The 24,221-nt window shown below is 66.6% G+C and carries 23 protein-coding genes; 11 read left to right on the top strand and 12 right to left on the bottom strand.

The window, feature by feature from the left end; all coding sequences use genetic code 11:
• Positions 1-144 precede the first annotated feature (144 nt).
• Positions 145-1,431, top strand: coding sequence for a 3-deoxy-D-manno-octulosonic acid transferase (locus RD110_RS14350; protein ID WP_076205007.1), 1,287 nt, complete (start codon positions 145-147; stop codon positions 1,429-1,431).
• A 151-nt stretch (positions 1,432-1,582) separates the two neighbouring features.
• On the opposite strand, the gene RD110_RS14345 is transcribed toward RD110_RS14350, so the two are convergent.
• The 6 genes from RD110_RS14345 to RD110_RS14320 all read right to left on the bottom strand — a co-directional run bounded on the left by RD110_RS14345 (position 1,583) and on the right by RD110_RS14320 (position 7,162).
• Positions 1,583-2,047 carry a DUF2846 domain-containing protein gene (locus RD110_RS14345; protein ID WP_076200112.1) on the bottom strand — a complete coding sequence of 155 codons (465 nt, stop codon included), beginning with the start codon at positions 2,045-2,047 and terminating at the stop codon, positions 1,583-1,585.
• A 260-nt stretch (positions 2,048-2,307) separates the two neighbouring features.
• Positions 2,308-3,723, bottom strand: a complete 1,416-nt coding sequence (locus RD110_RS14340; RefSeq protein ID WP_076200111.1) for a S8 family serine peptidase — start codon at positions 3,721-3,723, stop codon at positions 2,308-2,310.
• A 131-nt stretch (positions 3,724-3,854) separates the two neighbouring features.
• Entirely contained in the window at positions 3,855-5,177 is a 1,323-nt protein-coding gene (locus tag RD110_RS14335) for a TolC family outer membrane protein (RefSeq protein ID WP_076200110.1), read from the bottom strand.
• Between the two features lie 15 nt (positions 5,178-5,192).
• The gene (locus RD110_RS14330) at positions 5,193-5,534 is read right to left on the bottom strand and encodes a rhodanese-like domain-containing protein (protein ID WP_076200109.1); all 342 of its coding nucleotides are present in this window, start codon (positions 5,532-5,534) and stop codon (positions 5,193-5,195) included.
• Positions 5,535-5,606: 72 nt separating this feature from the next.
• Entirely contained in the window at positions 5,607-6,272 is a 666-nt protein-coding gene (locus tag RD110_RS14325; RefSeq protein WP_076205004.1) for a protein-L-isoaspartate O-methyltransferase family protein, read from the bottom strand.
• 110 nt (positions 6,273-6,382) lie between these two features.
• Positions 6,383-7,162, bottom strand: a complete 780-nt coding sequence (locus tag RD110_RS14320; RefSeq protein WP_076200108.1) for a YdcF family protein — start codon at positions 7,160-7,162, stop codon at positions 6,383-6,385.
• 115 nt (positions 7,163-7,277) lie between these two features.
• Here RD110_RS14320 and msrA point away from each other — a divergent pair, with 115 nt between their 5' ends.
• Positions 7,278-7,862 (top strand): peptide-methionine (S)-S-oxide reductase MsrA, encoded by a 585-nt coding sequence (gene msrA / locus RD110_RS14315; protein ID WP_076200107.1) that lies wholly within the window; start codon positions 7,278-7,280, stop codon positions 7,860-7,862.
• A gap of 22 nt (positions 7,863-7,884) precedes the next feature.
• Here the strand turns inward: msrA and RD110_RS14310 are convergent, their stop codons facing one another.
• From RD110_RS14310 to RD110_RS28355, 5 genes are all read right to left on the bottom strand, one after another.
• Positions 7,885-10,791 (bottom strand): cytochrome P450, encoded by a 2,907-nt coding sequence (locus tag RD110_RS14310; RefSeq protein WP_162277362.1) that lies wholly within the window; start codon positions 10,789-10,791, stop codon positions 7,885-7,887.
• 118 nt (positions 10,792-10,909) lie between these two features.
• Positions 10,910-11,818 (bottom strand): metal ABC transporter substrate-binding protein, encoded by a 909-nt coding sequence (locus RD110_RS14305; RefSeq protein WP_076200105.1) that lies wholly within the window; start codon positions 11,816-11,818, stop codon positions 10,910-10,912.
• Between the two features lie 31 nt (positions 11,819-11,849).
• Positions 11,850-12,737, bottom strand: coding sequence for a metal ABC transporter permease (locus RD110_RS14300; RefSeq protein ID WP_076200104.1), 888 nt, complete (start codon positions 12,735-12,737; stop codon positions 11,850-11,852).
• On the bottom strand, positions 12,737-13,501 hold the full coding sequence (locus tag RD110_RS14295) for a metal ABC transporter ATP-binding protein (RefSeq protein WP_076200103.1): 765 nt from the start codon (positions 13,499-13,501) through the stop codon (positions 12,737-12,739). Before RD110_RS14295 ends, RD110_RS14300 begins: the two co-directional genes overlap by 1 nt.
• Entirely contained in the window at positions 13,495-13,638 is a 144-nt protein-coding gene (locus tag RD110_RS28355) for a hypothetical protein (RefSeq protein ID WP_204249971.1), read from the bottom strand. The genes RD110_RS14295 and RD110_RS28355 overlap by 7 nt, the downstream gene beginning before the upstream one ends.
• Positions 13,639-13,778: 140 nt before the next feature.
• Between RD110_RS28355 and RD110_RS14290 the strand changes: the two genes are divergently transcribed.
• The 7 genes from RD110_RS14290 (at position 13,779) to RD110_RS28855 (ending at position 20,264) form a co-directional block, all read left to right on the top strand.
• Positions 13,779-14,321, top strand: coding sequence for a Fur family transcriptional regulator (locus RD110_RS14290; protein WP_076200102.1), 543 nt, complete (start codon positions 13,779-13,781; stop codon positions 14,319-14,321).
• The gene (locus RD110_RS14285) at positions 14,318-14,995 is read left to right on the top strand and encodes an ATP-binding cassette domain-containing protein (protein ID WP_076200101.1); all 678 of its coding nucleotides are present in this window, start codon (positions 14,318-14,320) and stop codon (positions 14,993-14,995) included. The genes RD110_RS14290 and RD110_RS14285 overlap by 4 nt, the downstream gene beginning before the upstream one ends.
• Positions 14,983-16,185 carry an FtsX-like permease family protein gene (locus tag RD110_RS14280; RefSeq protein WP_076200100.1) on the top strand — a complete coding sequence of 401 codons (1,203 nt, stop codon included), beginning with the start codon at positions 14,983-14,985 and terminating at the stop codon, positions 16,183-16,185. Before RD110_RS14285 ends, RD110_RS14280 begins: the two co-directional genes overlap by 13 nt.
• A 23-nt stretch (positions 16,186-16,208) precedes the next feature.
• Complete coding sequence (locus tag RD110_RS14275) at positions 16,209-16,451, top strand: hypothetical protein (RefSeq protein WP_157900188.1); 243 nt, start codon at positions 16,209-16,211, stop codon at positions 16,449-16,451.
• Between the two features lie 3 nt (positions 16,452-16,454).
• Positions 16,455-16,988, top strand: a complete 534-nt coding sequence (locus RD110_RS14270; RefSeq protein ID WP_076200099.1) for a DUF3299 domain-containing protein — start codon at positions 16,455-16,457, stop codon at positions 16,986-16,988.
• A gap of 53 nt (positions 16,989-17,041) precedes the next feature.
• On the top strand, positions 17,042-18,274 hold the full coding sequence (locus RD110_RS14265; protein ID WP_076200098.1) for a cystathionine gamma-synthase family protein: 1,233 nt from the start codon (positions 17,042-17,044) through the stop codon (positions 18,272-18,274).
• Positions 18,275-18,467: 193 nt separating this feature from the next.
• Entirely contained in the window at positions 18,468-20,264 is a 1,797-nt protein-coding gene (locus RD110_RS28855; RefSeq protein ID WP_076200097.1) for a methyl-accepting chemotaxis protein, read from the top strand.
• Here RD110_RS28855 and RD110_RS14255 read toward each other — a convergent pair.
• On the bottom strand, positions 20,261-21,472 hold the full coding sequence (locus RD110_RS14255; RefSeq protein WP_076200096.1) for a GNAT family N-acetyltransferase: 1,212 nt from the start codon (positions 21,470-21,472) through the stop codon (positions 20,261-20,263). The two genes, RD110_RS28855 and RD110_RS14255, sit on opposite strands and share 4 nt — an antisense overlap.
• A 177-nt stretch (positions 21,473-21,649) precedes the next feature.
• On the opposite strand from RD110_RS14255, the gene RD110_RS14250 reads away from it, so the two are divergent.
• Positions 21,650-23,716, top strand: a complete 2,067-nt coding sequence (locus tag RD110_RS14250) for an NAD(+) synthase (protein WP_076200095.1) — start codon at positions 21,650-21,652, stop codon at positions 23,714-23,716.
• Positions 23,717-23,845: 129 nt separating this feature from the next.
• Positions 23,846-24,184 (top strand): P-II family nitrogen regulator, encoded by a 339-nt coding sequence (locus tag RD110_RS14245; RefSeq protein WP_076200094.1) that lies wholly within the window; start codon positions 23,846-23,848, stop codon positions 24,182-24,184.
• Positions 24,185-24,221 lie beyond the last annotated feature (37 nt).

The following is a 24,221-nucleotide window of genomic DNA, read 5'->3' as shown; positions in this document are numbered from 1 at the left end:
TGTTAAGGTCGCACCCCGATACCGTCCACCGCCCCCGTTCGTGCTGAGCCTGTCGAAGTAGACGCCGATCGGCATGAGCCCGTCGAAGGACCTCCCCGGTATTTTTAAGGCCAAGACTTGATCCTTCGTTTCTATTCCTTCCTCATGTGGCTCAGCCAGCCGCTGCTGCGGCGCAAGATGCGCCGGCGCGGCGTGGCCGAACCGGGTTACCTGCTCAAAGTGGAGGAGCGCTTCGGCCATTACGACCTGCCCCCCGAGACCGGCACCGGCTTCGTCTGGATCCACGCGGTGTCGCTCGGCGAAACCCGCACTTCGGCGATCCTGCTGGCCGCCCTGCGCGAGGCGCTGCCGGGCATGCGCCTGCTGCTGACCCACGGCACGGCCACCGGGCAGGCCGAAGGCAAGGCCCTGCTGCGGCCCGGCGACGTGCAGGTCTGGCAACCCTGGGACTCGGCCGGCGCGACACGCCGGTTCCTCGCGCAGTTCAAGCCGCGCATCGGCCTGCTCATGGAAACCGAGATCTGGCCCAATCTGGTGGCGCACTGTGCCGCGGCGGGCGTGCCGCTGGTGTTGGTGAACGCGCGGCTCAGCGCCAAGTCGCTGCACCAGGCCGAGCAATTCGCCGCGCTCGCCCGGCCGGCCTACGGCGGCCTGGCGGCGGTGTGGGCACAAAGCGAAGACGACGCGATGCGACTGCGTGCACTCGGCGCGCCGGTCAAGGGGGTGCTCGGCAACCTCAAGTTCGACGCCTCGCCCGATCCGGCCAAGCTGCAGACCGGCCGCGATTGGTGCCGCACCTGGCGCGAGGCCACGGGACGGCCCGTCGTGCTGTTCGCCAGCGCGCGCGAAGGCGAGGAAATCCAGCTGCTGCAGAGTTTGAAGCGTTTTCGGCTCCTGAAGCAGAAGGATCCTGCGGTGGGTGCTATGAAATTGGGAGTGAACGAGGTGCAATGGCTGATCGTGCCACGCCATCCGCAACGCTTTGACCAAGTCGCGGCACTGATCGAGGCCGAGGGCTTCAGCCTGTCGCGGCGCAGCCATTGGCGCGACAGCCCCGCGCCGGCGGAGGTGTGGCTCGGCGATTCGCTCGGCGAGATGGCGCTGTATTACGGCCTGGGCGAGGTCGCGCTGCTCGGCGGCAGCTTCGAACCCCTCGGCGGGCAGAACCTGATCGAGGCCGCCGCCTGTGGCTGCCCGGTGCTGATGGGCCCGTCCACCTTCAATTTCTCCGAAGCCGCGGCGCTGGCCGAAGCCGCCGGCGCGGCCCGGCGCGTGGCCGACATGGACGCGGCGGTACAGGCTGCGCTGGATCTGCTGAACGACCCAGCCGCCTTGGCCGAGGCCGCCGCGGCCGGCCCGCGTTTCGCCGGGGCGCACAAGGGGGCGGCGCGCAAGACGGCGGCGGCGGTGGCGGCTTTGGTGCAGGAATAAGCCTGCAACCCAGCCAGCATCTTGCTCTAGTGGCGGGAGGATGGGGGGCTTTTCGCACTTACTGCTAAGCAACATCGCTGGGCCAATGAGACGTTGCGGTGTCTACTGTCGGCGGAGGGACGAAGTGGGCAGCCAACGGCAACAAAATGGCCTATTTGCCGCACGTGCCAGGCTGGGCTAAACCTAGTTTCGCGATGTCCGCCTTAGCCTGCTCTTCTGGTATCTGCTCCAGATCCGCGCCCCCGACGAAAGCTCCGAGCTTTATGAACTGCCGTATGAAGTAGTTTTTGCCGCTTTCCATGAACACTTCCAACGCATTCGGTGAGAACTCGGATTCGGTTTCGATCTTGTGCTTCTTGTCACCTTCAATCTGCGCATAGAAGAAGACATCGGATGCGCTTTCTCCCAGGCATTTACCATCCACAAAAATGTCCTTTTTCAGCGCCTTGCCGACGAAGCTGTTTCGATAGACGTACAAACCCGACACCCCTGCGCTTGGGGCGGTGAATTGCTTGGCCGCGTCAGACTCCTTCGTGGTGGCCATGTTGACTGAGGCGCATCCGGTCAACAGTAGTGCAGATAGTGCAAGGGAGATGGTATTTTGATTGATGGTCATCTGTAAGTTTGGAAACGGGTATGAATTGACTTTGCCATGCAGGCCTATATGCCATTTAAGACCGCGGCAAATGATGTGCGAACAAGTCGCTACCCAAATGATTCGAATTGAAACATTGACTACTCAATGATAAAACCGGGGCAAGTTTACCGGCGGCCCGATTCATTGCCCGGACGACCGTTGACCTCTCCCACGAAGTCGCACGTGCTCGTTCCTGCGTTTAGACTGGACACGCACGTCGAGTCAGGGATTGGATGAGGTCAGCGGACCGCATCGGTGCGAATGAACGCATCGATCTTCGCCTTCTCCTGCAAATAGGGTTCGAAACGTGGCCTCAAAGCAATAGCCGCCGCGTATTCCCCGCTGGCGGCCTCGGCCAGGGCCATGGTCTGGCCGTCCTCCGACCGCTGTGCCATCAGATAAAAGGTCTTCCCCAGGTTTGCCGCCGCGTGGCAGTTGCCGGGTACGACGGCGCGGGCCCAGGACAGCAGCTGCCGCGCGAGTTCGAGTTCACCCGTGCCCATGAAGAACAGCCCGGCGTTGATGATGAAACTCGCGCCGAAGATGGCGCTGCCGAGCAGGGTTTCGGGTGCCAGGCCGGGGTAGTGCGGATGCGCCTGGATGGCCACGGCGTAGGTGTAGGCGAGGCGTTTCTCGAGTTCGGCATCGCGCGCGTCATCCTCGCCCTGGGGCCGGCTATACCACTCGGCCATGTCGATGTCAGCCAGCGCGCCGATCTGGGCGCTGGCCATGAGGCGGCGCAGGTCGTCGTCGGGGTTGCCCGCGCCGATGCCCAGCGCCAGCGCGCCGGCCAGGAGCGGCGTCGCAAAGCTGCTGCCCAGCACGCCCGCGGGCTGCATCAGCGTCGCGTCGGTGAGCTGCGATTGGGCGTAGTCCGGCGCGGCCGACCAGGCGGCCTCGTGCAGGGCCACGCGTTCGCGACGGTCGAGCTGGAAGCCCACGGCGATGGCACCGGCCGCGCTGGCCGGGCAGAAGGCCTGGCCGGGGCTGTTGCCCACGGCCGCCAGCACCCGTTTGCCCGATGGCCGCAGGCCGTCCACCGCCCGGCACAGGCAGACCTCGGCGCGGCAAGCGGTGATCTGGTGCTTCGGCCAGCCGGGGCGCGCCACGACGGCGTCGAGCACGCCGGGCAGGCCCCGGCTGCCGGCGTGCGCGTGCACCCAGGCCGTCGCCGCGTCGAGGTTGTAGTCCTGCGGCATGCCCAGGCTCATGCAGACGATGCTCGCCTCCGACGCGGCGATCTGTGCCAGGGCTTCGGCGATGCGCGCCAGGCTCGGCTGGCCGTCCTGCGTGATTTCGTAGAGGTCGAGTGCGGCCTCCGGCGCCACCGTGGCCACCAGCAGCGCCACCGCGGTACCGTGTGCGGTCGGCTCGCCGGGGGCGCTGGCCAGGACGGCGCGGCCGCCGCTGGCACGGGCGAGCAGCGGAATGCCCAGGTCGCAGGCGGTATCGACGATGGCCATGCGGGCGCCGGCGCCGCGTTGGCCACGCGCGTGGGCGGCGCGCACCGCGTCCCAGAAGTCGCCGGCCTGGGGAAAGGCCCAGTGGCCGGTGGCCGGATCGAAGGCGTCGCGCAGTTCGGCGGCGGCATCGGCCGACTCGAGGGCGACAGGTGCAACGGCGGGCGCCGGGGAAAGGGGTGGTGAAGCATCCATCGGAAACTCCCGGTTGGGACCGGACGACGGGCCGGCCGGCAGGCTGCGACTGCAGGCGTCACTCTCACGTGTGGCAGCCGGCGTGTCAACCTGTTTCGGAAGGACTGCCGGGATGCGGCCGCTTGGAGGACTCAGGGCGCGAGCAGCGCGTTCACGGCCTGCAGGTCTTCGGGCCTGAGGGTGCCGTTGGCCTGGCGCAGGCGCAGGCTGCCGACGAGCACGTCGTAGCGCGCGCGGGCCAGGTCGCGCTTGGTCTGGTAGAGCTGGCTCTGGGCATTGAGCACGTCGATGTTGATGCGCACACCCACGCGGTAGCCGAGCTGGTTGGCTTCGAGCGCGCTCTGGCTGGAGGCCTCTGCGGCTTCGAGCGCCTTGATCTGGCCCAGGCCCGACAACACGCCGTAGAACGCGGTGCGCGTGGCCTGGGAGACGACGCGGCGCGTGGCCTCGAGGTCGGCCACGGCCTTGTCCTCGAGCGACAGGGTTTCGCGGATGCGGTTCTGGACCGAGAAGCCGGCAAAGAGCGGCAGACTCAGCTGCACGCCGATGTTGGCCGCGTTGTAGCGCGAATTCAGCGTGGAGGTGGAGGTGCCGTTCGGGTTGCGCGTGACGTTGTAGCCCGCGGTGAGGTCGATGGTGGGCTTGTTCCCCGCCTTGGCCTTGGTGGTTTCCAGCCGGGCCACGTCGAGCGCGGTCAGCGCCTGCAGCACCGATGGATGGCTGGTTTCGGCGATCGTGACCCAGCCGTTCAGGTCCTGCGGCTGAAGGTTGGGCAGCACGATGGGTGCGAGCACCGGTTTCGGCGTGGCGTCGACGCGGCTCACGATCTGGTCGAGTGCGAGCTTCTTGACACGCAGGTCGTTGTCGGCCGCGATCTCCTGGGCGACCACCAGATCGTAGCGGGCCTGGGCTTCGCGCGAATCGGTGATGGTGGACGTGCCCACCTCGAAGTTGCGCTTGGCCGACGCAAGCTGCTCGGCGACGGCGGCCTTCTGGGCGCGCACGAAGGTCAGGCTGTCGCTGGCGGCCAGCACATCGAAATAGGCCTGGCTCACGCGGAGCACCAAATCCTGTTCGGCAGCAGCGAGCTGCGCCTGGGCCAGGTCGATGAGCTTCTTGCCTTGCTCGTAACTGGCCCAGTTGGCCGGCCGGTACAGCGGCTGCGAGGCGCTGACCGTGGCCGACTGCGTGGTGTAGGCCCGCTGGTAGTCGGGATTGGTGTTGTCGAAGAGGTTGCGCGTCACGCCGACATCGAGGTTGGCCGCAGGCAGGATGGCGGCCTTGGCTTGGTCGGACTTGGCGAGGTTGGCGTCGTATTGCGCCTTGGCCGATTGGTAGGTGGCGTCGGTGGCGCGGGCCGCATCGTAGAGTTCGATCAGGCTTTGCGCCTGGGCCGAGGCGCACAGCGCCCATTGCACGGCGGCGAGAAGCAGGACGGGACGGAAGCTTCGCATGGGCATCCTTGGGGCTCAGTACCTGGGCACGGCGGCGTCGCGTTGCAGGGACCAGGCGTCGATGCCGCCGGCCAGGTTGACGACGTTGTCGAAGCCGTGCTGCACCAGGAAGGCTGCCACACGCTGGCTGCGTGCGCCGTGGTGGCACAGGCAGGCGAGCGGTTGCTGCGGATCGAGCTCGGCCAGGCGCGCGGGAATTTCGTTCATCGGTATCGCGACCAGGGTGAAACCCTCGGGCGTGACGCTGGCTGTCTGAAGCTCCCAAGGTTCGCGCACGTCGAGTACCACCGGCTGGCCTTGTGCCACGGCGCCCTCCAACCAGGATGAAAGTTCTGCAGGAGGGACTTGGGCGATCATGTCGGCTTTATAGGGTGTGAAACACTGTGGATTTCGTGAACAAGTGTAATTTGCGCCTGGGCCGCACGCAAATCAAAAGCGGAAGGCGGAAGGCGCGGGGAAATTGACCAGCCGCGGCGCCTCCGTGTCCCAGGGCTGCTGCGTGCCATAAGCCGCTTCGCCGGTGCGGGTGATGAAGGTGGCGCGCATCACGGGATCGCCGCCGACCACGGCGAACAGCCGGCCGCCGATCTTGAGCTGCGACAGGATGGCAGGCGGCACTTCGGCCACCGAGCCGCTCAGCACGATCACGTCGAACGGACCGTCGGCCGCGGCACCCTGCGATCCATCGGCCAGGCGCACCTCGACGTTGTTGATGCCGGCCCTGCGCAGGTTGGCGCGGGCGAGTTCCACGAGTTCGGGCACGATTTCGAGCGACAGCACCTGCTTGGCGCGGTAGGCCAGCAGCGCGGCCATGTAGCCGGAGCCGGCACCGATCTCAAGCACTTTCTCGTGCTTCTGTACGTGCAGGTCCTGCAGGGCACGGGCTTCGACGCGCGGCGACAGCATGGCCTGGCCGGCGGGCAATGGGGTTTCCATGTCGACGAAGGCGAAGGCCTCCAGCGCGGGCGGCAGAAACTGCTCGCGCTTGACCGCCACCAGTTGCTCCAGCACCGACTGCTCCAGCACGTCCCAGGGACGGATCTGCTGTTCGATCATGTTGAAGCGGGATTGTTCGAGTGGAGAGAGGGTGGTCATGGTCATGGATTGGCGAGGAGACAAACTCGGCTATTTTAGGGTGCGCGCATGGACCTGGTGCACCCCGGCGCGCGGGCGTCGCCAAATTGGCACAGCCGGCCGCAGCGCTTTCAAAGCCGGGCGACCCACAGGCCGAGCCATTCGCGCAACACCCGCTGTGAACCGAGCAGGCCGTGCAGCGACGGCAGCCACTCCAGCAGCGGGCGCTGCTGCGCCACGGCAAAGGCGGTGGGCGCCGGCAGCACCGCGAAGCCGGCACGCTCGAAGGCCAGCACCGAGCGCGGCATGTGCCAGCTGCTGGTGACCAGGGCGATGCGGGTCACGCCGGCCTTGGACAGCAGTTCGAACATCTGGCGCGCGTTCTCGCTGGTGTCGCGCGACTGGTCGTCGACCCAGCGCAGTTCGATGCCGTAGTCGCCCGAGACGAAGTGGCGCGAAACCTCTCCCTCGGACGGCATGGCCTCACCCTGCGCCGCCCAGCCGATGCCGCCAGCGAAAGCCAGCGGCAGCCGGCTTTGCCGCGCGAGCCATGCGCCGTAACGCAGCCGGGCGGCGGCGTCGGCCGTGGGTTGGGCCTGGCCGTATTCGGGCGCCTGCGGCAGGATGCCGCTGCCCAGCACCACAATAGCCTGGGTCTGCCGCGCCTGCAGCGTGGCCGCCGTGGTGGCGGGTGCCAGCGGCTGGCTCTGCGGCAGGAGATGCGCCGCGAGGCCGATTGCCACGGCATTGCAGCTCAGCAACCACAGGGCGGCGAGCGCGGAAACGATCAGGAGATGCCCGCTGCGGCGACGGCGCAGCACGAGCAGCCAGCCGAGCGCGGCCAGCAGCAAGGGCCCGGCGGGTGGCAGGACCAAGGTGGTCAGGATCGGCTTGAGTTCGGCGAGTTGCAAGGGCGAGGCAGCGGGGTGGGTGGTCGGCGCTTGATTTGACGGCACGCGGGCCCATCTGGGAGACTGTGCGGCTTTCGAGTGTACAAGCCGCCGAAACACAGTAAAGGTCAACACCATGTCCGTGCCTCCAGCTCCCGCATCCTCCACCTCCGGCGCCAGTCGGCAGCCTGCCCTCGAGACCATCACGCTCGGTGGAGGCTGCTTCTGGTGCACAGAGGCCGTGTTCGTCAACGTTCGGGGCATCGTCGACGTGGAGAGCGGCTACAGCAACGGCCATGTGCTCAACCCGAGCTACGAGCAGGTCTGCACCGGCACCACCGGCCACAACGAAGTGGTGCAGCTGAAGTTCGACCCTGAAGAGATCAGCCTGGAGGAAATCCTGCAGATCTTCTTCGTGATCCACGACCCGACCACGCTGAACCGCCAGGGCAACGACGTGGGCACCCAATACCGCAGCGGCATCTACACCTCGACGCCGGACCAGGCCGAGGTGGCCCGCCGCGTGCTGGCCGAGATCGCCGAGAGCAAGACCTACAGCCAGCCGGTGGTGACCGAAGTGCTGCCACGCAGCAACTATTCGGCCGCCGAGGAATACCACCAGGATTTCTTCGCCAAGAACCCCCACCAGGGCTATTGCATGATGGTGGCGGCGCCCAAGGTGGCGAAGTTCCGCAAGACCTTCGCGCGCCTGGCCAAATAAGCGGTTCGAGCGGCTCGCGCCGTCAAGCGGCGGCGAAATCCTCGACCTGCATCGCCCCCTTGGGCGCGGCCACGTTGAGGCCGAAGCCTTTCTGTTCCCATACGGGGCCTTCCGCCAGGCGCCACCGGTAGTTGGGCAGCAGCCAGATGCACAGCAGCTTCATGAGTTCCACCGACACGTCCTTCCCCGGGCAGGTGCGGTCGGTGGCCGTGGCGGCTTCGTCCTGCCGGCCGCGCGGCCAGATCAGGCCGCGGCGGTCCGCCGGATCGTCGAACCGTGACGGCTTGAAAAGCGCCGGCTCGGGGAACAGGGCAGCGTCGCGCATGGCCAGCGGCAACACCCCCATCACCAGTTCGCCCTTGCGCACCGGATAGCTGCGGCCGTCGCTGACGTTGATCTGCTGGTCTTGCGTGGCGCGGCCGAAGATCAGCGAGACCGGCGGATGCAGGCGCACCGTTTCCCGCAGGAATTGGCTCAACAGGGGCAGCTTCGCATCCGACAACTCGCGCAGCGAGGTGGGAAAGGCCGGGCCAAGCGTGCTCTGTATTTCCTCGCGCAATTGCGCGCACAACTCCGTCCGCTGGCTCAACTCGGCGATCACCGATTTCGACAGGTTCTGCATGCCGAGAAAGGAGTTCATGCCCGCGACGAACAGCAATTGCTTGGCGGTCGCGTCGTCGTCTTCGAGGCCGATTTCGTGCGCCTGCGTCAGCAGCTCGCCGAGGCCCTGGGAGGCCTTCACCTGCGCCAGCAGGCGCGCGTAGATGGCGAGCGTCGTGTTGAAGGGCGAGCCAGGGATGAAGCGCTGGAGCCGCCACAGCAACATGCGCGGCGAAAACATGCCGAAGTACAGCCGGCGCACGTCGGCGGCATCGGCGTCGAGGCCGAAGTACCACTTGAACAGGAATTCCGCCGAGAAGTTCTCCAGTTCCAGCTGGAAGCCGAAGCGGCGTGCCATCGCCCACTTCTGGCCGAAACGGCGCGCCGTCGCCTCGAACACGGGCAGCAACTTACCGCGGCGCGCAGCCAGCATCGCCATGTACAGCTGTTTCGGTCTGTCGTGTGCTTCACCCGATTCGAAGAGGCTCGGCACCACGCCACCGACCAGGGGCAGCGGCGGCACGGCCCAGCCGAAGCCGTAGTCCTGCCGGTACTTCTTCGCGGCAAACAGCGGCTCGATGCCCTGGTGGTCCAGCACCACCGTGATCGGCTGGAGCAGGTGCACGCGGAACACGCTGCTGCCGGTGGCCGAGCGCCGGCGTGTGAAAAAGCGGTACCAGTCGCAGAAGAAGAACTCCAGCGGGTCGAAGACGCGGTCGAGCCACGGCCAGGCGCGCAGGCGCGGCACGGCGGGCACCTCGAAGGACGCCGTCGCGCCTTTCATGGCGGTGTTGCGTTGCACGACCTGGTCGAGCGTGGAAGTGGCTTCGAGGCAAGACAGGCCAGCCTTCGAGAATGTCTTTTCGCCAAAGACCGCCTGGGCAAGCAGTGGGTTCGTCAGTGCCTGCGAAAACGCGTCGGAGCCCACCATGCGTGTCATCAGCGCGCCGAAGACCACGTCGTTGGCCCGTTTCTCGGCGAGCAGCCCCACCATGAGTTCCACCTGGTCGATGTCGCCGTAGAGCGCCTCCAGCCGCTGCGCCATCGCCTTGTCGCCCGTGAGGTCTTCGAACGACTTCGCGGGCGGCAGGCTGAAGCATTGGCGGTATTCGTTGTAGGAACGCAGCTGCCAGGCGCGGGATTTGTCCACCGCGGCCATTTCCGCGTCCACCAGGAAGAACGCCGTGTTTTGCAGGCGGATGTTGCCGGCCTGCTGCTGCGAGGCCGAGCCGAGCAGGCTGGCCAGGCCCTTGTCGATCAGGAACTGGTTGTTGAAGCGGAAATCCTGGTTGGCGACGGTCTGCGCGTCCACCACGCATTCGTTGGGCACCAGCGCGTGCCAGCGGTACAGGAGGTCGAATTCCGCCGCGATGCGGTTCGTGCGGTACCAGGTCTCGCGTTCGGCCGTGCCAACGTCGACGAACAGCTTGAAGGCCGACGACGAGATGTGGTTGATGTAGTCCTGGATGATGATCTTCAGCAGTTGCGCGATGTTGGTGTTGCGCGCGGTCTCGAAGATGCGGTCGTCGCCCCACGTCGGGTTCGTGCGGGCGATCTCGTCGCACAGCCGGTTGTGTTCGCGCAGGAAGATCGTGCTGATGGCCGTGTAGAAGGCGCTGGAATTGCCGCGTTCCAGGCCGGTGGCGAAGAAGCTGCGGTACCGGTGGGGTGTGTCGAAGCCGGCCGGCACCGCCGCGGTGGCGAAGTCGCGTTTCTTCGCGTCGATGTACGAGAGCCCCAGGAACTGCTGGCGCACGAAGATGCCGTTGCGCTCGAACAGGAACTCGGGGTATTCCTCGCCGCCGATGCGTTGGCTCTTGAGCTTGCCGCCAACCCCGCTGCGCAGCAGCCGGGTGTCGCTTGCGCAGATGCCGTAGATCTGGCAGAGGTCGATTTCATGGTTCGAGGTATTGCGCAGCGGCTCGGTCGGATGCGTGCGCAGGAAACTGTCCGTGAACCATTGTGCGAAGAAGCAGAACAACGTGCTGCTGCGGGGGCAGGCCGCGAATTGCTCGCGGACGAAAAGCGCGCGGAGTTGATCGCGTGCCGGTAGCGCAGCCGTCCACGCGGGGTCGGCCGGCGGCAGATGGCGCCCCGTGAAGCTGCGGTCGGTCAGGCCGGTCCACGAGGTGTAGTCGGCCGGCGAGGACGTGGCCGGCCCCGGGCTCCACAGCGAAAACGGGTGCGGGCGCGCCAGGGTGGAACTGACGGTCAGCCGGATGAACAGGCCGTTGAGCCAACGGTACAACGGCCGGATGGAAGACACACGTTCCCAGAAGAAATCCGCGTGGTTCAGGGCCTCGCAAAAGCATCGACGCCACAAATTCACTGGGAATCCTCTCGTTCTTGGTTGAAACAACTGTTTCGTTAATTTACCTCCTTATCGAGAGTCAAATCCTTCGCGCATCCGCTCATTGGTGTACGCCATCCGGCGCAGGAAGATCGATTCAGTTCTGCTGCATGCCCGTGGTCAGCTGCGTGATGTTGTGGCGCATCATCTGCAGGTAGGTGGCGCCCGGCTGGCCGGCGGGCGACAAGGCGTCGGCGTAAAGCTCCGCGCCCAGCGTGACCCCGGCGTCCTTGCTCAGCTGCGCCAGCAGCTTCGGGTTGCTCATGTTCTCGAAGAACACGGCCTTGATCTTCTCGCGTCTGATCTGGCGGATCAGCTCGGCCACTTCCTTGGCGCTGGGCTCGGCTTCGGTGGACACGCCCTGTGGCGCGAGGAAGGTCAGGCCGTAGTGGGCGGCGAAGTAGCCGAAGGCGTCGTGCGAGGTGATGACCTTACGCTTGTCCGCCGGCAGCGCGGCGATTTGTTGCCGGGCCCAAGCGTCGAGCGCTTCGAGTTCCTTGACGTAGGCGTCGGTGTTGCGCTGGAAGGTTTCGGCCCCGGCAGGATCGAGCTGCGTGAGCGCGGTGGCGATGTTGCGCACATAGAGGATGGTGTTGGTCGGGTCCTGCCAGGCATGGGGATCGGTCTCGGCATGGTGGTGCCCCTTCTCCGCGGGCAGCGTGCGGGCCTTGACGCCCTTGGACGCGACCACGGTCGCGCCCTTGTAGTTGGCCGAACGCGCCAGCTTCTGCGCCCAGGGTTCGAAACCCAGGCCGTTGGTGACGAGCAGCCTGGATTGCAGGATGGCCTTGGCGTCGCCGGGCTTGGGTTCGAAGACATGGGCGTCCTCGTCGGGGCCGACCAGGGTGGTCACGTTCACGCGTTCCCCGCCGACGACCTTGACCAGGTCACCGAGGATGCTGAAGCTGGCCGTGACGGGCAAGGGATCGGCGAGGGCGGCTGTGCCCGCCATCAAAAGGGTCGCGGCCGCCAGCGGCGCGAGAAGTTTGCGGATCAGTGGGTGCATGAAGGCTCCTGGAGCGAAGTGAATGAACGATTCAGGCCACGCGGTGTTCGCGCGAGAGGCGCGGCAGCCATCCGCCGGGGGCGAACAGCAGCGAGGCCAGGTACAGTGCGCCCGCGCAGCCGATGATGGTCGGCCCCGAAGGTGTGTCGAGGTGGTAGGACAGCAGCAGGCCGGCGGTGCCGGCGAGCATCGCCTGCGCACTGGCATGGACGAGCTGGGCGGGCAGGGTGTCGTGCCAGAGCCGGGCGGAGACGGCGGGAATCATCATCAATCCCACGGCCATCAGGGTGCCGAGCGTCTGGAAGCCGGCCACGAGGTTGACCACCACCAGCATCAGGAAGCCTTGCTGCCAGATCCACGGCGCGGGCCGACGCGGGCCGGCCGAGGCCAGGAACACCGGGTCGAAACTCTCGAGCACCAGGCCTCGGTAGGCCGCGGCCAGCAGCAACACGCTGACGCTGGCCACGGAGGCCACGAGCCGCAGCCCCGGGCCGTCGACGCCGAGCGCGCTGCCGAACAGGATGTGCAGCAGGTCGAGCTGGGTGCCGTGGCCGGAGATCAGCGTCACGCCGAGCGCTAACGCCATCAGGTAGATCGCGGCCAGGCTCGCGTCTTCCTTGAGCGTCGTGGCGCGGCTGATGAACCCCGCCAGCGCCGCCACCAGCATGCCGGCGAGCACGCCGCCGAGCGCCATCGCGGTGAGCGACAGCCCGAACAACATGAAGCCGATGGCCACGCCGGGCAGGATGGCATGGCTCAGCGCGTCGCCGATCAGGCTCATGCGGCGCAGGGTCAGGAACACGCCGAGCGGCGCGGCGCTCAGCGACAGGGCCATGGTCGCGACGAGCGCGCGGCGCATGAAGGCGAATTCGGCGAATGGCGCGATGCAAAGCGCCCAGAAGTTGTGCCAGGCCTGCATCAGACGGCCGCCTCGAGGGTATTGCGCGCCGGGGCGGGCTGATCGACGGTGCAGATCTCCGCCTGTTCGTCCCAGGCTTCGGCCATGTTGCGTGCCTTTGACAAGAGCGGTTCAGTCAGTACTTGGGAGGTGGGGCCCCAGGCGATGCATTCGCGAGCCAATAACATCGTCTGCGGAAAAAACGCACGCACCTGCGCGTCGTCGTGCAACACGGCAATCACCGTGCGGCCCTCGGCGTGCCAGCGTTGGACGAGTGCCAGCAGCGTGGCCGTGGTCTTGCTGTCCATCGCGGTGAAGGGTTCGTCGAGCAGGATCAGCTCGGCATCCTGCACCAGCAGGCGCGCGAACATCACGCGCTGCAACTGGCCGCTCGACAGGCTGCCGATGGTGCGGGTGGCGAAACCGGCCAGGCCGACCGCCTCGAGGGCTTCGTCCACACGGCGCAGTGCCGCCTCGTCCACGCCGCCCCAGGCGCCCTGGCGCGGCCAGCCGCCGAGCGACACGCAGTCGCGCACGGCCATTGGAAAGGTGCGGTCGATCTCGGTGAGTTGCGGCAGGTAAGCGATGCGCTCGCGCGGCGCCGCCACGTGGATCTGACCAGGCCCGCAACGCAGCAGGCCCATGGTGCTCTTGAGCAGGGTGCTTTTGCCGGAGCCGTTCGGCCCGACGACCGCCGTGAGCGAACCGCGCGCGAACTGGCCGCTCACGTGGTGCAGCGCGGGATGCCGGCGGTAACTTACCGTCAGGTTGTCGAGCCTCACCATGGCGCGGCCTCCAGTCCGGCCCAGGCAACGGCCAGCCACAGCAGGAGAACGGCCGGCAACACGGCCAGCACCCGCAGCCAGGCCGGCCAGGCCAGGACGCTGCGACGCGGGGATTCGGGTTTGAAATCAGGGGACACGGAAGACGATCTTTACGAAGGGAAGGGCTGTAACGGGTTCGAACGGCGCGATAATGCAACCGGATTGCAATAGAGTTTAATGCAACTTTGTTGCGTTAAATGTCGATTGCGCTCGAAGTCTTTGTAAATCTCTCAAGACCATGGCCACCAGACCCTCCAGGAAAAACGCCGAAGCCGAGAGCGTCGACCCGATCGACGCGCTGTTGTCCGCCCACGGCCTGCGCCGCACCGCAGCCGCGCGGACCGTGCTCGGCTGGCTGCTGGCGCATCCCGACACGAGCTACACCCATGCGCAACTGCAGATGGCGTTGTCGGGCGAAGGCACCGAAGCCGATGGCGCCGCCGTGGCACTCGACCGCGTGACGCTGTACCGGCTGATCGACCGGCTGACGCAGGTCGGCCTGCTGCTGTGCCGCGTGGACGCCAGCCGGGTACGGCGCTACCAGGCGATGCCGACCAGCGTGCATGCCATTCCGCATTTCGAATGCCAGAGCTGCCACCGCGACAGCCCGCTGGCCGGTGCACTGCAGGCCAATGCCAACGACCTGGAACGCGCCGCGCAGTCGGCACTGGCCGCGCTGCAGGCGCTGGGCTACCAGGGCATGAGCATGGATTTCGCCGTGCGCGGCGTGTGCGTGGACTGCGCAACTTCGGCCCCCGACACGGCCGGCGTCGCCGCGTGATCCAGACCGCCGGGCTGGCCTACCGCCATGACGGGGGCGCCGAGATTCTTTTTCCCGACATCGAAGTCGCCCAGGGCGGCGTGCTGCTGCTCAAGGGGCCTTCCGGCGCGGGCAAATCCACCTGGCTGGCGCTGGCAGCGGCGCTGTTGCGGCCGAGCGCCGGGCAGATTCGCGTGGCCGGGCAGGACCTGGCCTCGTTGCCGAAGATCGCCGGCGACGCCTGGCGTGCGCGCAGCATCGGTTTCCTGCCGCAGAAGCTGCACCTGAGCGAGGCGCTGACGGTGGCCGGCAACCTGGCGATGGCGCAATGGGCCGCAGGGGCCGCCGACGACAGCCGGCGGGTGCGCGACACCCTGGATGCGCTCGGGCTGGCCGAATTCGCCGAGCGCCGGCCGAGCCAGCTCTCCGGTGGGCAGGCGCAGCGCGTGGCCCTGGCGCGGGCGCTGCTGTTGAAACCTCAGGTGATCCTGGCCGACGAGCCGACGGCGAGCCTGGACGACGACGCCGCCGAGGCGGCGCTGGCGCTGCTGTCGACCTCAGCGCGGCGCGCAGGCGCCACCTTGGTGGTCGCCACGCACGACAGCCGCGTGGCGGCGGCGCTGCCAGGCGCTGTCACGTGCCAAATCATGCCCGCGCGCAGGCGGAACAAGCGGGAGTCGCTATGCAAATCATAGCCATCGCTATCCGTTACCTGTGGTCGCGTCCTCTCGCGGCCACGCTGAACCTGCTGCTGCTGGCGCTCGGCCTGGCCTCGATCACCTTCGTCTGGTTGGCCAGTACGCAGATGGACCGTTCGTTCGAACGCGACCTGGCCGGCATCGACGCGGTGGTCGGCGCCAAGGGCAGCGCCATGCAACTGATCCTGGCCGGTGTGTTCCACATCGACGTGCCGACCGGCAACATTCCGCTGGCCGCCGTGCGGGAACTCGAGAAGGATCCCCGCGTGGCCAAGCTCATTCCGATCAGCCTCGGCGACACCTTCCAGGGTTTCCGCATCGCCGGCACCACCACCGCCTACGTGGCGCACTACGGCGCGCAACTCGCGCAGGGCGCCTTGTGGACGCAGCCCATGCAGGCCGTGATCGGCGCGCAGGTGGCGCAGAACACCGGCCTGGCCGTCGGCAACACCTTTTACGGATCCCACGGCCTGGGCGGCAGCGGCCACGTCCACGGCGACTTCCCGTATCTCGTCTCCGGCGTGCTCGCGCCTTGCGGCTGTGTGCTCGACCGGCTGGTGCTGACCGCCACCGAATCGGTGTGGCGCGTGCACGAAAAGGCCACGGCACTCGACGCCGAAGACCAGAAGATCATGGAAGAGGAGCGCGAGGTCACGCTGGCGCTCATCACCTACAGGAGCCCGCTGGCCGCGGTGAGTTTTCCGCGTTTCGTCAACACCACCACCGAGATGCAGGCGGCCGCGCCGGCGGTGGAAATCACGCGGCTGCTGCGCATGGTGGGCGTGGGCACGGATGTCTTGCGCGGCTTCGGCGCCGTGCTGCTGCTGACCGCCGGACTGAGCGTTTTCATCGCGTTGTGGAATGCTGTGCGCGAACGCCGCGCCGACCTGGCGATGCTGCGCATGCTGGGCGCGCCGCCGGCCAAGGTGGCCGGCTTGGTGCTGGCCGAGGCGCTGCTGCTGGCGGCGATGGCGACCGTGCTCGGCCTGTTCGTCGGGCATCTGCTGGCGGAGGTCGTCGGCCACTGGCTCCAGGCCGAACGCTCGCTGCCGCTGACCGGCTGGATCTGGCTGCCGGTCGAATGGTGGCTGCCGGCGCTGGGCGCTGCGGTGGCCGTGCTGGCTGCGGCGCTGCCGGCCATCGAGGCCTATCGCCTGGACGTGACCACGCTTCTGAACACCCGCTGAATCTCAACTTCTGGAATCCCAACATGACCAAGACCATCGCCGCACTGCTGATTTCCGCGTGCTTCGCCGCCGGCGCCTCGGCCGCGGAAACCGACAAGGAAACCAAGGAAGACATCGCCCGCCACCGGGCCATGGCCGCCGCGCATGAAAACGCCGCAAAATGCCGGGAATCGGGCAAGTCCGAAGAGATTTGTCTCAAGGAACTTCAGGCCGCGTGCAAGGGTCTGGCCATCGGCAAGTTCTGCGGCATGAAACACGAACACTGAAGCATGAAACCACTCTTGATGGCGTTGACGTTGGGGCTCGCGGCCCATGCCGCGATGGGTCAGGGCAAGTCCGCGCCGCCCGCCGCGCCACCGGTGCAGACCAACGGCTTCGACCTGCCCATGGGCAGCGGCCCGGGCATGCACAGCCCCAACAGCCCGTTCGCGCCGCTGAAGGAGCGCGCGGACATCGTGCCGTGGTCGGTGCTCACCGGCGTGAAGACGCGCAACGACAAGAACCGCCTGCTGCCGGCCTTCGGTGCGGGCCAACTCACGCTGCACCAGAAGATCCAGCGCGTGCAGGGCTTCATGGTGCCGCTGGACGCCAACGAAAAGCAGACCCACTTCCTGCTGACCTCCGTGCCGCTGACCTGCGCCTTCTGCATCCCGGGCGGGCCGGAAAGCATGATCGAGGTCAAGGCGAAAACACCGGTGAAATACACCCTGGAGCCGGTCATCGTCGAAGGCAGGTTCACCGTGCTGCCCGACGACCAATACGGCCTGTACTACCGCGTGGTGGACGCCGTCGGCGTCCAGTGAGGGCGCGCCCGATCCTGCGCCGATAATCGTTCCCTCTCGAAGGGAACCAAAACATGGCAACGCAAGGATTTACCACCGGCATCGTGCATTCCGACAAGGCCTTCGGCGTGGAGCACGGCGGCGTGCACAAGCCGATCCACACCTCGGTGCAATACGGCTTCGACAAGGTCGAAGACCTGATCGGCGTGTTCCAGGGCACGCTCAAGGGCGGCTTCAACTACGCGCGCCAGGGCACGCCGACCACGGCCGCACTGGAAGCCAAGGTCACGCGCATGGAAGACGGCCTGGGCACGATCTGCTTCGCCACCGGCATGGCGGCGATCAGCGCCGTCTTCCTCACGCTGTTGCGCGCTGGCGACCATCTTGTCGCCAGCAAGTTCGTGTTCGGCAACACCAACAGCATCTTCGGCACGCTGCGCGACCTGGGCATCGAAGTCACCACGGTGGACGCGACCGATGCCGCCAACGTGGCCGCGGCCGTCAAGGCCAACACCCGCATGGTGTTCGTCGAGACCATCGCCAATCCCGGCACCCAGGTACCCGACCTCGGCGCGATCGGCGACCTGTGTCGCGACAAGGGCCTGGTTTACGTGGTCGACAACACCATCACCTCGCCGCTGCTGTTCCGCCCGAAGACGGTGGGGGCGAGCCTGGTGGTCAACTCGCTCACCAAGACCATCGCCGGCCACGGCGACGCCCTCGGAGGGGCGGTCACGGACACTGGCGTGTTCGACTGGAACCGGCATCCCAACATCTTCGCGGCCTACCGCAAGGGCGATGCGCGCCAGTGGGGCCTGACCCAGATCCGCAAGAAGGGCCTGCGCGACATGGGCGGCTCGCTGTCGTCGGAACACGCGCACAACATCGCCGTCGGTGCCGAGACGCTGGCGCTGCGCGTGACGCAGAGCAGCGCCACGGCGCTCGAACTCGCGCGGTTCCTCGAACAACATCCGGCGGTCGTCAAGGTGCACTACCCGATGCTCGAATCCCATCCGCAACATGCGTTGGCGCGGAAACATTTCTCGGCCGGCTCGTGGCTGCTGTCCTTCGAGCTGCGCGACGCCAGCACCTGTCTGGACTTCGTGAACCGGCTGCAGATTCCAGTGAAGGCCACCGGCCTGGGCGACACACGCACGCTGATCATTCCCGTGGCGCCGACCATCTTCTGGGAAGCCGGCGCCGAGGTGCGGGCGGCCATGGGCATCGCGGACGGCCTGATCCGCCTGTCGGTCGGACTCGAAGAGTCGGCAGACTTGCTGGCGGACTTTGCGCAGGCGTTGGCCTGAGGTCATCCGAAGTTGCATTGCCTCCTGCCACGGAGGCGGGGGGCGCTCGTCCCCGACAAATAAAAGTCTTGAAAAAGGCAGCGAACCTCTATAGTGATCGTGGGTGTAATAAAGCGTTATTAAAGCAATTTAATGACGTTTTTTGAAACAATTCCACCGTTTCAGTAGAGGTGTTCGCATGAATTTTGCAAATATGAAAATGCGCACTCGCCTGTATGGCGGGTTCCTGGTCATCCTGGCCCTGATGGTGGCCAGCACCCTGTTCGGGCTGAACCGCATGGCGGACATCAACCAGCGCATGGTCGAAATCACCGATGTCAATAACGTGGAGGCCGATTTCCTGACCGCCATGCAGTTGTCGGTGGAGGACCGGATGATTGCGTTGGCCAATGTGGCCCTGTTGACCGAAGACGCCGCCATGCAGCGCGAGATGGACCGCATCAAGGCCCAGGAAAAGATCTACAGCGACGCGGAGACCAAACTCAACCAGATGTTCGCGACGATTCCGAGTACGCAGCCGCAGGAATTGGCCGGCATGGTCAAGATCAAGAAGCTGGAGGCGGCCGCGCTTCCGGCCATGGCCAAGGCGGCCAAGGCGGGTCTGGCGAACCAGGCAGAGGCATCGACCAGGGCGATGCTGGACGACGTCAGGCCAGCCCACGACGCCTGGTTTGCCGCGCTATCGGAAATGGTGACGCTGGAGGCCAGGCTGAACGACGAAGCCACCACCGAAGCCAAGGCCTCCTATGCCAGTGCGCGAACGGGCATGCTGGCGCTGGGCGCCGTGGCCCTGGTCCTTGGCCTGGCGATCGCGTTCCTGATCACCCGTCAGCTGACGCGGCAGCTCGGCGGAGAGCCGCAGGACGTGGCCGGCATCGCCGAGCGCATTGCCGCGGGCGACCTGAGCCGGGAGGTGGCCACGGCGCCGGGCGACCAGGCCAGTGTGCTGTTTGCCATGCGCACCATGCGCGACAACCTGGTGGGCATCGTCAGCGGGGTGCGCCGCAATGCCGAGGGCGTGGCCACCGCGAGCGCGCAGATCGCCCAGGGCAACAGCGACCTCAGCGGCCGCACGGAAGAGCAGGCCAGTGCGCTGCAGCAGACGGCGTCGTCGATGGAGGAGTTGAGCTCCACCGTGACGCAGAACGCAGAAAACGCGCGCCAGGCCAACCAGCTTGCGATGAACGCATCGAGAGTGGCGGTGGAGGGCGGCGAGGTGGTGGCCCAGGTGGTGGACACCATGAAGGGCATCAACGACTCCTCCCGCAAGATCGGCGACATCATCGGCGTGATCGACGGCATCGCCTTCCAGACCAACATCCTGGCGCTGAACGCGGCGGTCGAGGCCGCGCGCGCGGGCGAACAGGGGCGTGGCTTTGCCGTGGTGGCCAGCGAGGTGCGCGGCCTGGCCGGGCGCAGCGCCGAAGCGGCCAAGGAGATCAAGCTGCTGATCTCGGCCAGTGTCGACCGGGTGGCACAAGGCACGGCGCTGGTCGACAAGGCCGGCGTGACCATGACCGAGGTGGTGCAGTCGATCCGCCGCGTGACCGACATCATGGGCGAGATCAGCGCGGCCAGCACGGAGCAGAGCCAGGGCGTGGGCCAGGTCGGCGAGGCGGTGGCGCAGATGGATCAGGCCACGCAGCAGAACGCCGCGTTGGTGGAAGAGTCGGCCGCCGCTGCGGGCAGCCTCAACACCCAGGCGAGTGAACTGGTGCAGGCGGTGGCCGTCTTCAAGCTGCCGGGGGACACACCAGGTGGCCGCGACGTCCGCCCTTCGCCGGCAGCACCGAAGGCGGCGCCAATACAGCCGAAGCCCACGAAACCGCCAACGGTTCCCAACAACGTGGTCGGGAAACCCAAGCTGGTCGTCGTGCCGCCGGCGGTAGGACCCGCGCAACCGGCGAAACCACCTGCCCGGATACAGGCGCAGCCGCGGCCATCCGCACCGCCCACGGCCAACGCGGACGGGGACTGGGAAAGTTTCTAGCCCGCGGCTCTGAAGGGGTTGCGCTGCTCCAGCGCTTCCATGTATTCCGAGATGCCCTGGCCTTCGCGCTCCAGGAAGCGTTCCACCGCATCTGCGAAGGCGGGATGGGCGAGCCAGTGGGCGCTGGTGGTCTTCACTGGCAGCAGGGCCCGCGCCATCTTGTGTTCGCCTTGCGCACCACCTTCGAAGCGGTGAAAGCCGTGTTCGATGCACCAAGCCAGCGGCTGGTAATAGCAGGCCTCGAAATGCAGGCAATCCACGCGCTCCAGCGCGCCCCAATAGCGGCCATACGCGACCTGCGTGGTGCCTGAATCCGCGCCGCCGGCTGCAGGTTCGCTGCCAAGCGCGACCAGGCTCGTGGCGATGGCGACCGGGCCGCGCGCCGACGGCCGTTCGGCGACGAACAGCAACCAGTTCTCGGGCATCGTGGCCGCCATGCGCCGGAAAAAGTCGCGGCTCAGGTAGGGCGCGTTACCGTGTTCGAGGTAGGTGCGCTCGTAGCAGCGGTAGAAGAAATCCCAGTCGCCAGCGGCGATGTCGGCGCCACGCGCCCAACGGAACGTGACACCGGCCTCGGCCACCTTGCGTCGTTCCTGGCGGATCTTCTTGCGTTTCTCCTGGTTCAGGCTGGTGAGGAAATCATCGAAGCTGGTGAATTGGCGAGACGAGGGCGCGGCGTTCTTCCAGTGGAACTGCACGGTGTGCCTGAGCATCATCCCGGCCTGGCTGGCCGCGGCCACGTCCGCATCGCCCGCAAACAACATGTGCAGCGAAGAGAGGCCTTCGTCCCCGCACAAGGCGATGACCGCCTGGACCAGCGCCGCACGCGCCGCCTCGTCGCGCGCGAGCAGCCGCGTGCCCGGCACGGGCGTGAAAGGCGCCGCGATCAGGCCCTTGGGGTAGTACGGCACGCGGTGCTGCTGGTAGGCGTTGGCCCAGGCCCAGTCGAAGACGTATTCGCCGTAGGAATGCGCCTTGAGGTACAGCGCGCACGCCGCCTGCAGCACGTCGCCGCGCCACAGCGTGACGAAGCGCGGTGTCCAGCCGGTTTCGGGCATGGCACTGCCGCTCTCGTGCATCGCGGCCAGGTACTCGTGGCGCATGAAGGGGCTCGGTTCGGCCTGCAGCGCGAGCAGGGCGTTCCACTGCGCGGCGGCGATCTCGCCCGGCGCATTCAGCACCCGGGTGACATAATCAAGCGCAGGCATGACGCGCCCTCCTCGTGCCGACGGCCGAGGCCGTGGATGGTGGTGTTGGCATGAATCTCAAACGTCTAAGGTCTCTTCGTTCTGTCCCTGATGATGCCGCGAAACCAGTGGCCCGCGGGGTGAACGGGGTTAAGGGCAGACTCCCAACCTCTTTTCGGTGACGGCAGCGCAACCAGCATGAAGAACGATTTCAATTTCCACAACCTCTACAGCCACGATTTCGCGCGGGTGGCCGTCGGCATCCCGCGCTGCCTGGTCGCCGATCCCAAGGCCAATGCGGCCGAGACGATCCGCCTGACGCTCGAGGCCGAAGCACGCGGTGCCGGGCTGATCGCGTTTCCCGAGCTGGGGTTGTCGGCCTACAGTTGCGACGACCTGTTCCACCAGCGCGCGCTGCTCGATGCCTGTGAAGAGGCCTTGGCCGCGGTGCTCCAAGCCTCGCGAGAGCTGGCCATCGTGATGGTGGTGGGCGTGCCGTTGCGGGTCGACCACCGGCTTTTCAATTGCGCGGTGGTGGTGCAGCGCGGGCGCTTGCTCGGCATCGTGCCCAAGACCTACCTGCCGAACTACGGCGAGTTCTACGAGGCGCGGCAATTCAATTCGGCCGACCAGGCGACTTCGACCGAGATCAGCCTGCTCGGACAAACCGTGCCATTCGGTGCGCAGCAGATCTTCTCGGCCGCCGACATGCCGTTTTTCCGCTTCCACGTGGAGATCTGCGAAGACGTGTGGACGCCGATCCCGCCATCCTGCTACGGCGCGCTCGCCGGTGCGACGGTGCTGGTGAACCTGTCGGCCTCGAACGTCACGGTCGGCAAGTCGCGTTACCGCCACCAGCTCGTGGCTCAGCAGTCGGCACGCTGCCTCGCGGCCTACGTCTATTCGTCGGCGGGCCAGGGGGAATCGACGACCGACCTGGCGTGGGACGGCCAGGCCCTGATCTACGAGAACGGCGAATTCATCGCCGAGTCCGCGCGGTTCGCGATGGACTCCCACATCGTGTATGGCGACATCGACCTCGAGCGCGTGTCGCGCGAACGCATGCGCCAGACCAGCTTCGGCCAGTCGGCCCAGCTGCATGCGGTGCAACTGCGCGGTTTTCGGGACAACACCTTCATCGCCGGGATCGGCCGGGCGAAGGCATTGCCCCTGGAGCGAAGGGTCGAGCGATTTCCCTATGTGCCCGCAGACCACAGCCGGCGCGACGAGCGCTGCGAGGAGGTCTACAGCATCCAGGTGCAGGCCCTGGTCCAGCGGCTGGTGTCCAGCGGCATCAAGAAGCTGGTCATCGGCGTGTCCGGCGGGCTGGACTCGACCCATGCGCTGCTGGTGTGCGCGAAAGCCATGGACCGGCTCGGCCTGCCGCGCGCCAACATCCTGGCCTACACCATGCCCGGCTTTGCCACCAGCGCGCGCACGCTCGACCAGGCCCGGCACCTGATGGACGCCGTGGGCTGCACGGCACGCGAGATCGACATCCGGCCGAGCTGCGAGCAGATGCTCAAGGACCTCGGCCATCCCTATGCCGAAGGCAAGCCGGTCTACGACGTCACGTTCGAGAATGTGCAGGCCGGCGAACGCACCAACCACCTGTTCCGGCTGGCCAACCACCAGGCCGCGCTGGTGGTGGGCACGGGTGACCTCAGCGAACTCGCGCTGGGCTGGTGCACCTATGGCGTGGGCGACCACATGTCGCATTACAACGTGAACGCCAGCGTGCCCAAGACGCTGATCCGGTACCTGGTGCGCTGGGTTGCGGAGACGGGGCAGATCGGCCAGGCCGGCGATGGCGGCCGCGAGGTGATGCTGGCGATCCTGGACACGGAGATCAGCCCCGAACTGGTGCCGGCCTCGGCAACGACTGGCGCGATCCAGAGCACCGAGTCAACCATCGGCCCCTACGAATTGCAGGATTTCAACCTCTACTACGTGCTGCGTTATGGCTTCGCGCCGTCGAAGATCGCCTTCCTCGCGCAGTCCGCCTGGTCCGATCGCACCAAGGGTGAGTGGCCCGACGATGAGAAGGTGACCCGCAACGAGTACCCGCTGGCTGCGCTGCGGGCCACACTGCGCATCTTCGTGCAGCGATTCTTCAAGGGCAGCCAGTTCAAGCGAAGTTGCGTCCCGAATGCGCCTAAGGTGGGCAATGGCGGCTCACTGTCGCCGCGCGGCGACTGGCGTGCGCCCAGCGATTCCGATGCCACGGTGTGGCTCGAAGAACTGGAGCGGGTGCCGCAGGCCTGATCGGGCATCGAAAGCCAGGCTGGCTGCGCGCTGGAATTCGATGCAACCCGGCCGAGGGACCGTGATTGTTGCTATCCTATGACGAGAACGTTTTTTCGCATCGATATTTGAGATTTACCAGGACCCACCATGAAACAGATCACCGCCGTCGTCAAACCGTTCAAGCTCGAAGAAGTCCGTGAAGCCCTGGCGCAATGTGGCGTGACCGGCCTCACGGTGACCGAAGTCAAGGGTTTCGGCCGGCAGAAAGGGCATACCGAGCTCTACCGCGGCGCCGAATACGTGGTCGACTTCCTGCCCAAGGTGAAGGTCGAGGTGGTGGTCAATACCGACGACGTGGACCGCTGCGTCGAGGCCATCGTGCGTGCCGCGCGCACCGGCAAGATCGGCGACGGCAAGATTTTCGTGACCGCCGTGGAACGCGTGGTGCGCATCCGCACCGGCGAGCAGGACGAAGCCGCGGTATAGGTTCGATTGCGGGTTGGCTTGTCGCCAGGTGATCGGC

The organism is Rhodoferax koreense (assembly GCF_001955695.1).
Taxonomy (GTDB): domain Bacteria; phylum Pseudomonadota; class Gammaproteobacteria; order Burkholderiales; family Burkholderiaceae_C; genus Rhodoferax_B; species Rhodoferax_B koreensis.
The sequence above is the reverse complement of the archived record's forward strand: the minus strand, read 5'-3'. Positions and strand labels throughout refer to the sequence as shown.

Coding starts and splice junctions, on each gene's coding strand:
- RD110_RS14350 (WP_076205007.1), top strand. CDS start 145: ATGTGGCTCAGCCAGCCGCTGCTGCGGCGCAAGATGCGCCGGCGCGGC.
- RD110_RS14345 (WP_076200112.1), bottom strand. CDS start 2,047: ATGACCATCAATCAAAATACCATCTCCCTTGCACTATCTGCACTACTG.
- RD110_RS14340 (WP_076200111.1), bottom strand. CDS start 3,723: ATGGATGCTTCACCACCCCTTTCCCCGGCGCCCGCCGTTGCACCTGTC.
- RD110_RS14335 (WP_076200110.1), bottom strand. CDS start 5,177: ATGCGAAGCTTCCGTCCCGTCCTGCTTCTCGCCGCCGTGCAATGGGCG.
- RD110_RS14330 (WP_076200109.1), bottom strand. CDS start 5,534: ATGATCGCCCAAGTCCCTCCTGCAGAACTTTCATCCTGGTTGGAGGGC.
- RD110_RS14325 (WP_076205004.1), bottom strand. CDS start 6,272: ATGACCACCCTCTCTCCACTCGAACAATCCCGCTTCAACATGATCGAA.
- msrA (WP_076200107.1), top strand. CDS start 7,278: ATGTCCGTGCCTCCAGCTCCCGCATCCTCCACCTCCGGCGCCAGTCGG.
- RD110_RS14305 (WP_076200105.1), bottom strand. CDS start 11,818: ATGCACCCACTGATCCGCAAACTTCTCGCGCCGCTGGCGGCCGCGACC.
- RD110_RS14300 (WP_076200104.1), bottom strand. CDS start 12,737: ATGCAGGCCTGGCACAACTTCTGGGCGCTTTGCATCGCGCCATTCGCC.
- RD110_RS14295 (WP_076200103.1), bottom strand. CDS start 13,501: ATGGTGAGGCTCGACAACCTGACGGTAAGTTACCGCCGGCATCCCGCG.
- RD110_RS14290 (WP_076200102.1), top strand. CDS start 13,779: ATGGCCACCAGACCCTCCAGGAAAAACGCCGAAGCCGAGAGCGTCGAC.
- RD110_RS14280 (WP_076200100.1), top strand. CDS start 14,983: ATGCAAATCATAGCCATCGCTATCCGTTACCTGTGGTCGCGTCCTCTC.
- RD110_RS14275 (WP_157900188.1), top strand. CDS start 16,209: ATGACCAAGACCATCGCCGCACTGCTGATTTCCGCGTGCTTCGCCGCC.
- RD110_RS14270 (WP_076200099.1), top strand. CDS start 16,455: ATGAAACCACTCTTGATGGCGTTGACGTTGGGGCTCGCGGCCCATGCC.
- RD110_RS14265 (WP_076200098.1), top strand. CDS start 17,042: ATGGCAACGCAAGGATTTACCACCGGCATCGTGCATTCCGACAAGGCC.
- RD110_RS28855 (WP_076200097.1), top strand. CDS start 18,468: ATGAAAATGCGCACTCGCCTGTATGGCGGGTTCCTGGTCATCCTGGCC.
- RD110_RS14255 (WP_076200096.1), bottom strand. CDS start 21,472: ATGCCTGCGCTTGATTATGTCACCCGGGTGCTGAATGCGCCGGGCGAG.
- RD110_RS14250 (WP_076200095.1), top strand. CDS start 21,650: ATGAAGAACGATTTCAATTTCCACAACCTCTACAGCCACGATTTCGCG.
- RD110_RS14245 (WP_076200094.1), top strand. CDS start 23,846: ATGAAACAGATCACCGCCGTCGTCAAACCGTTCAAGCTCGAAGAAGTC.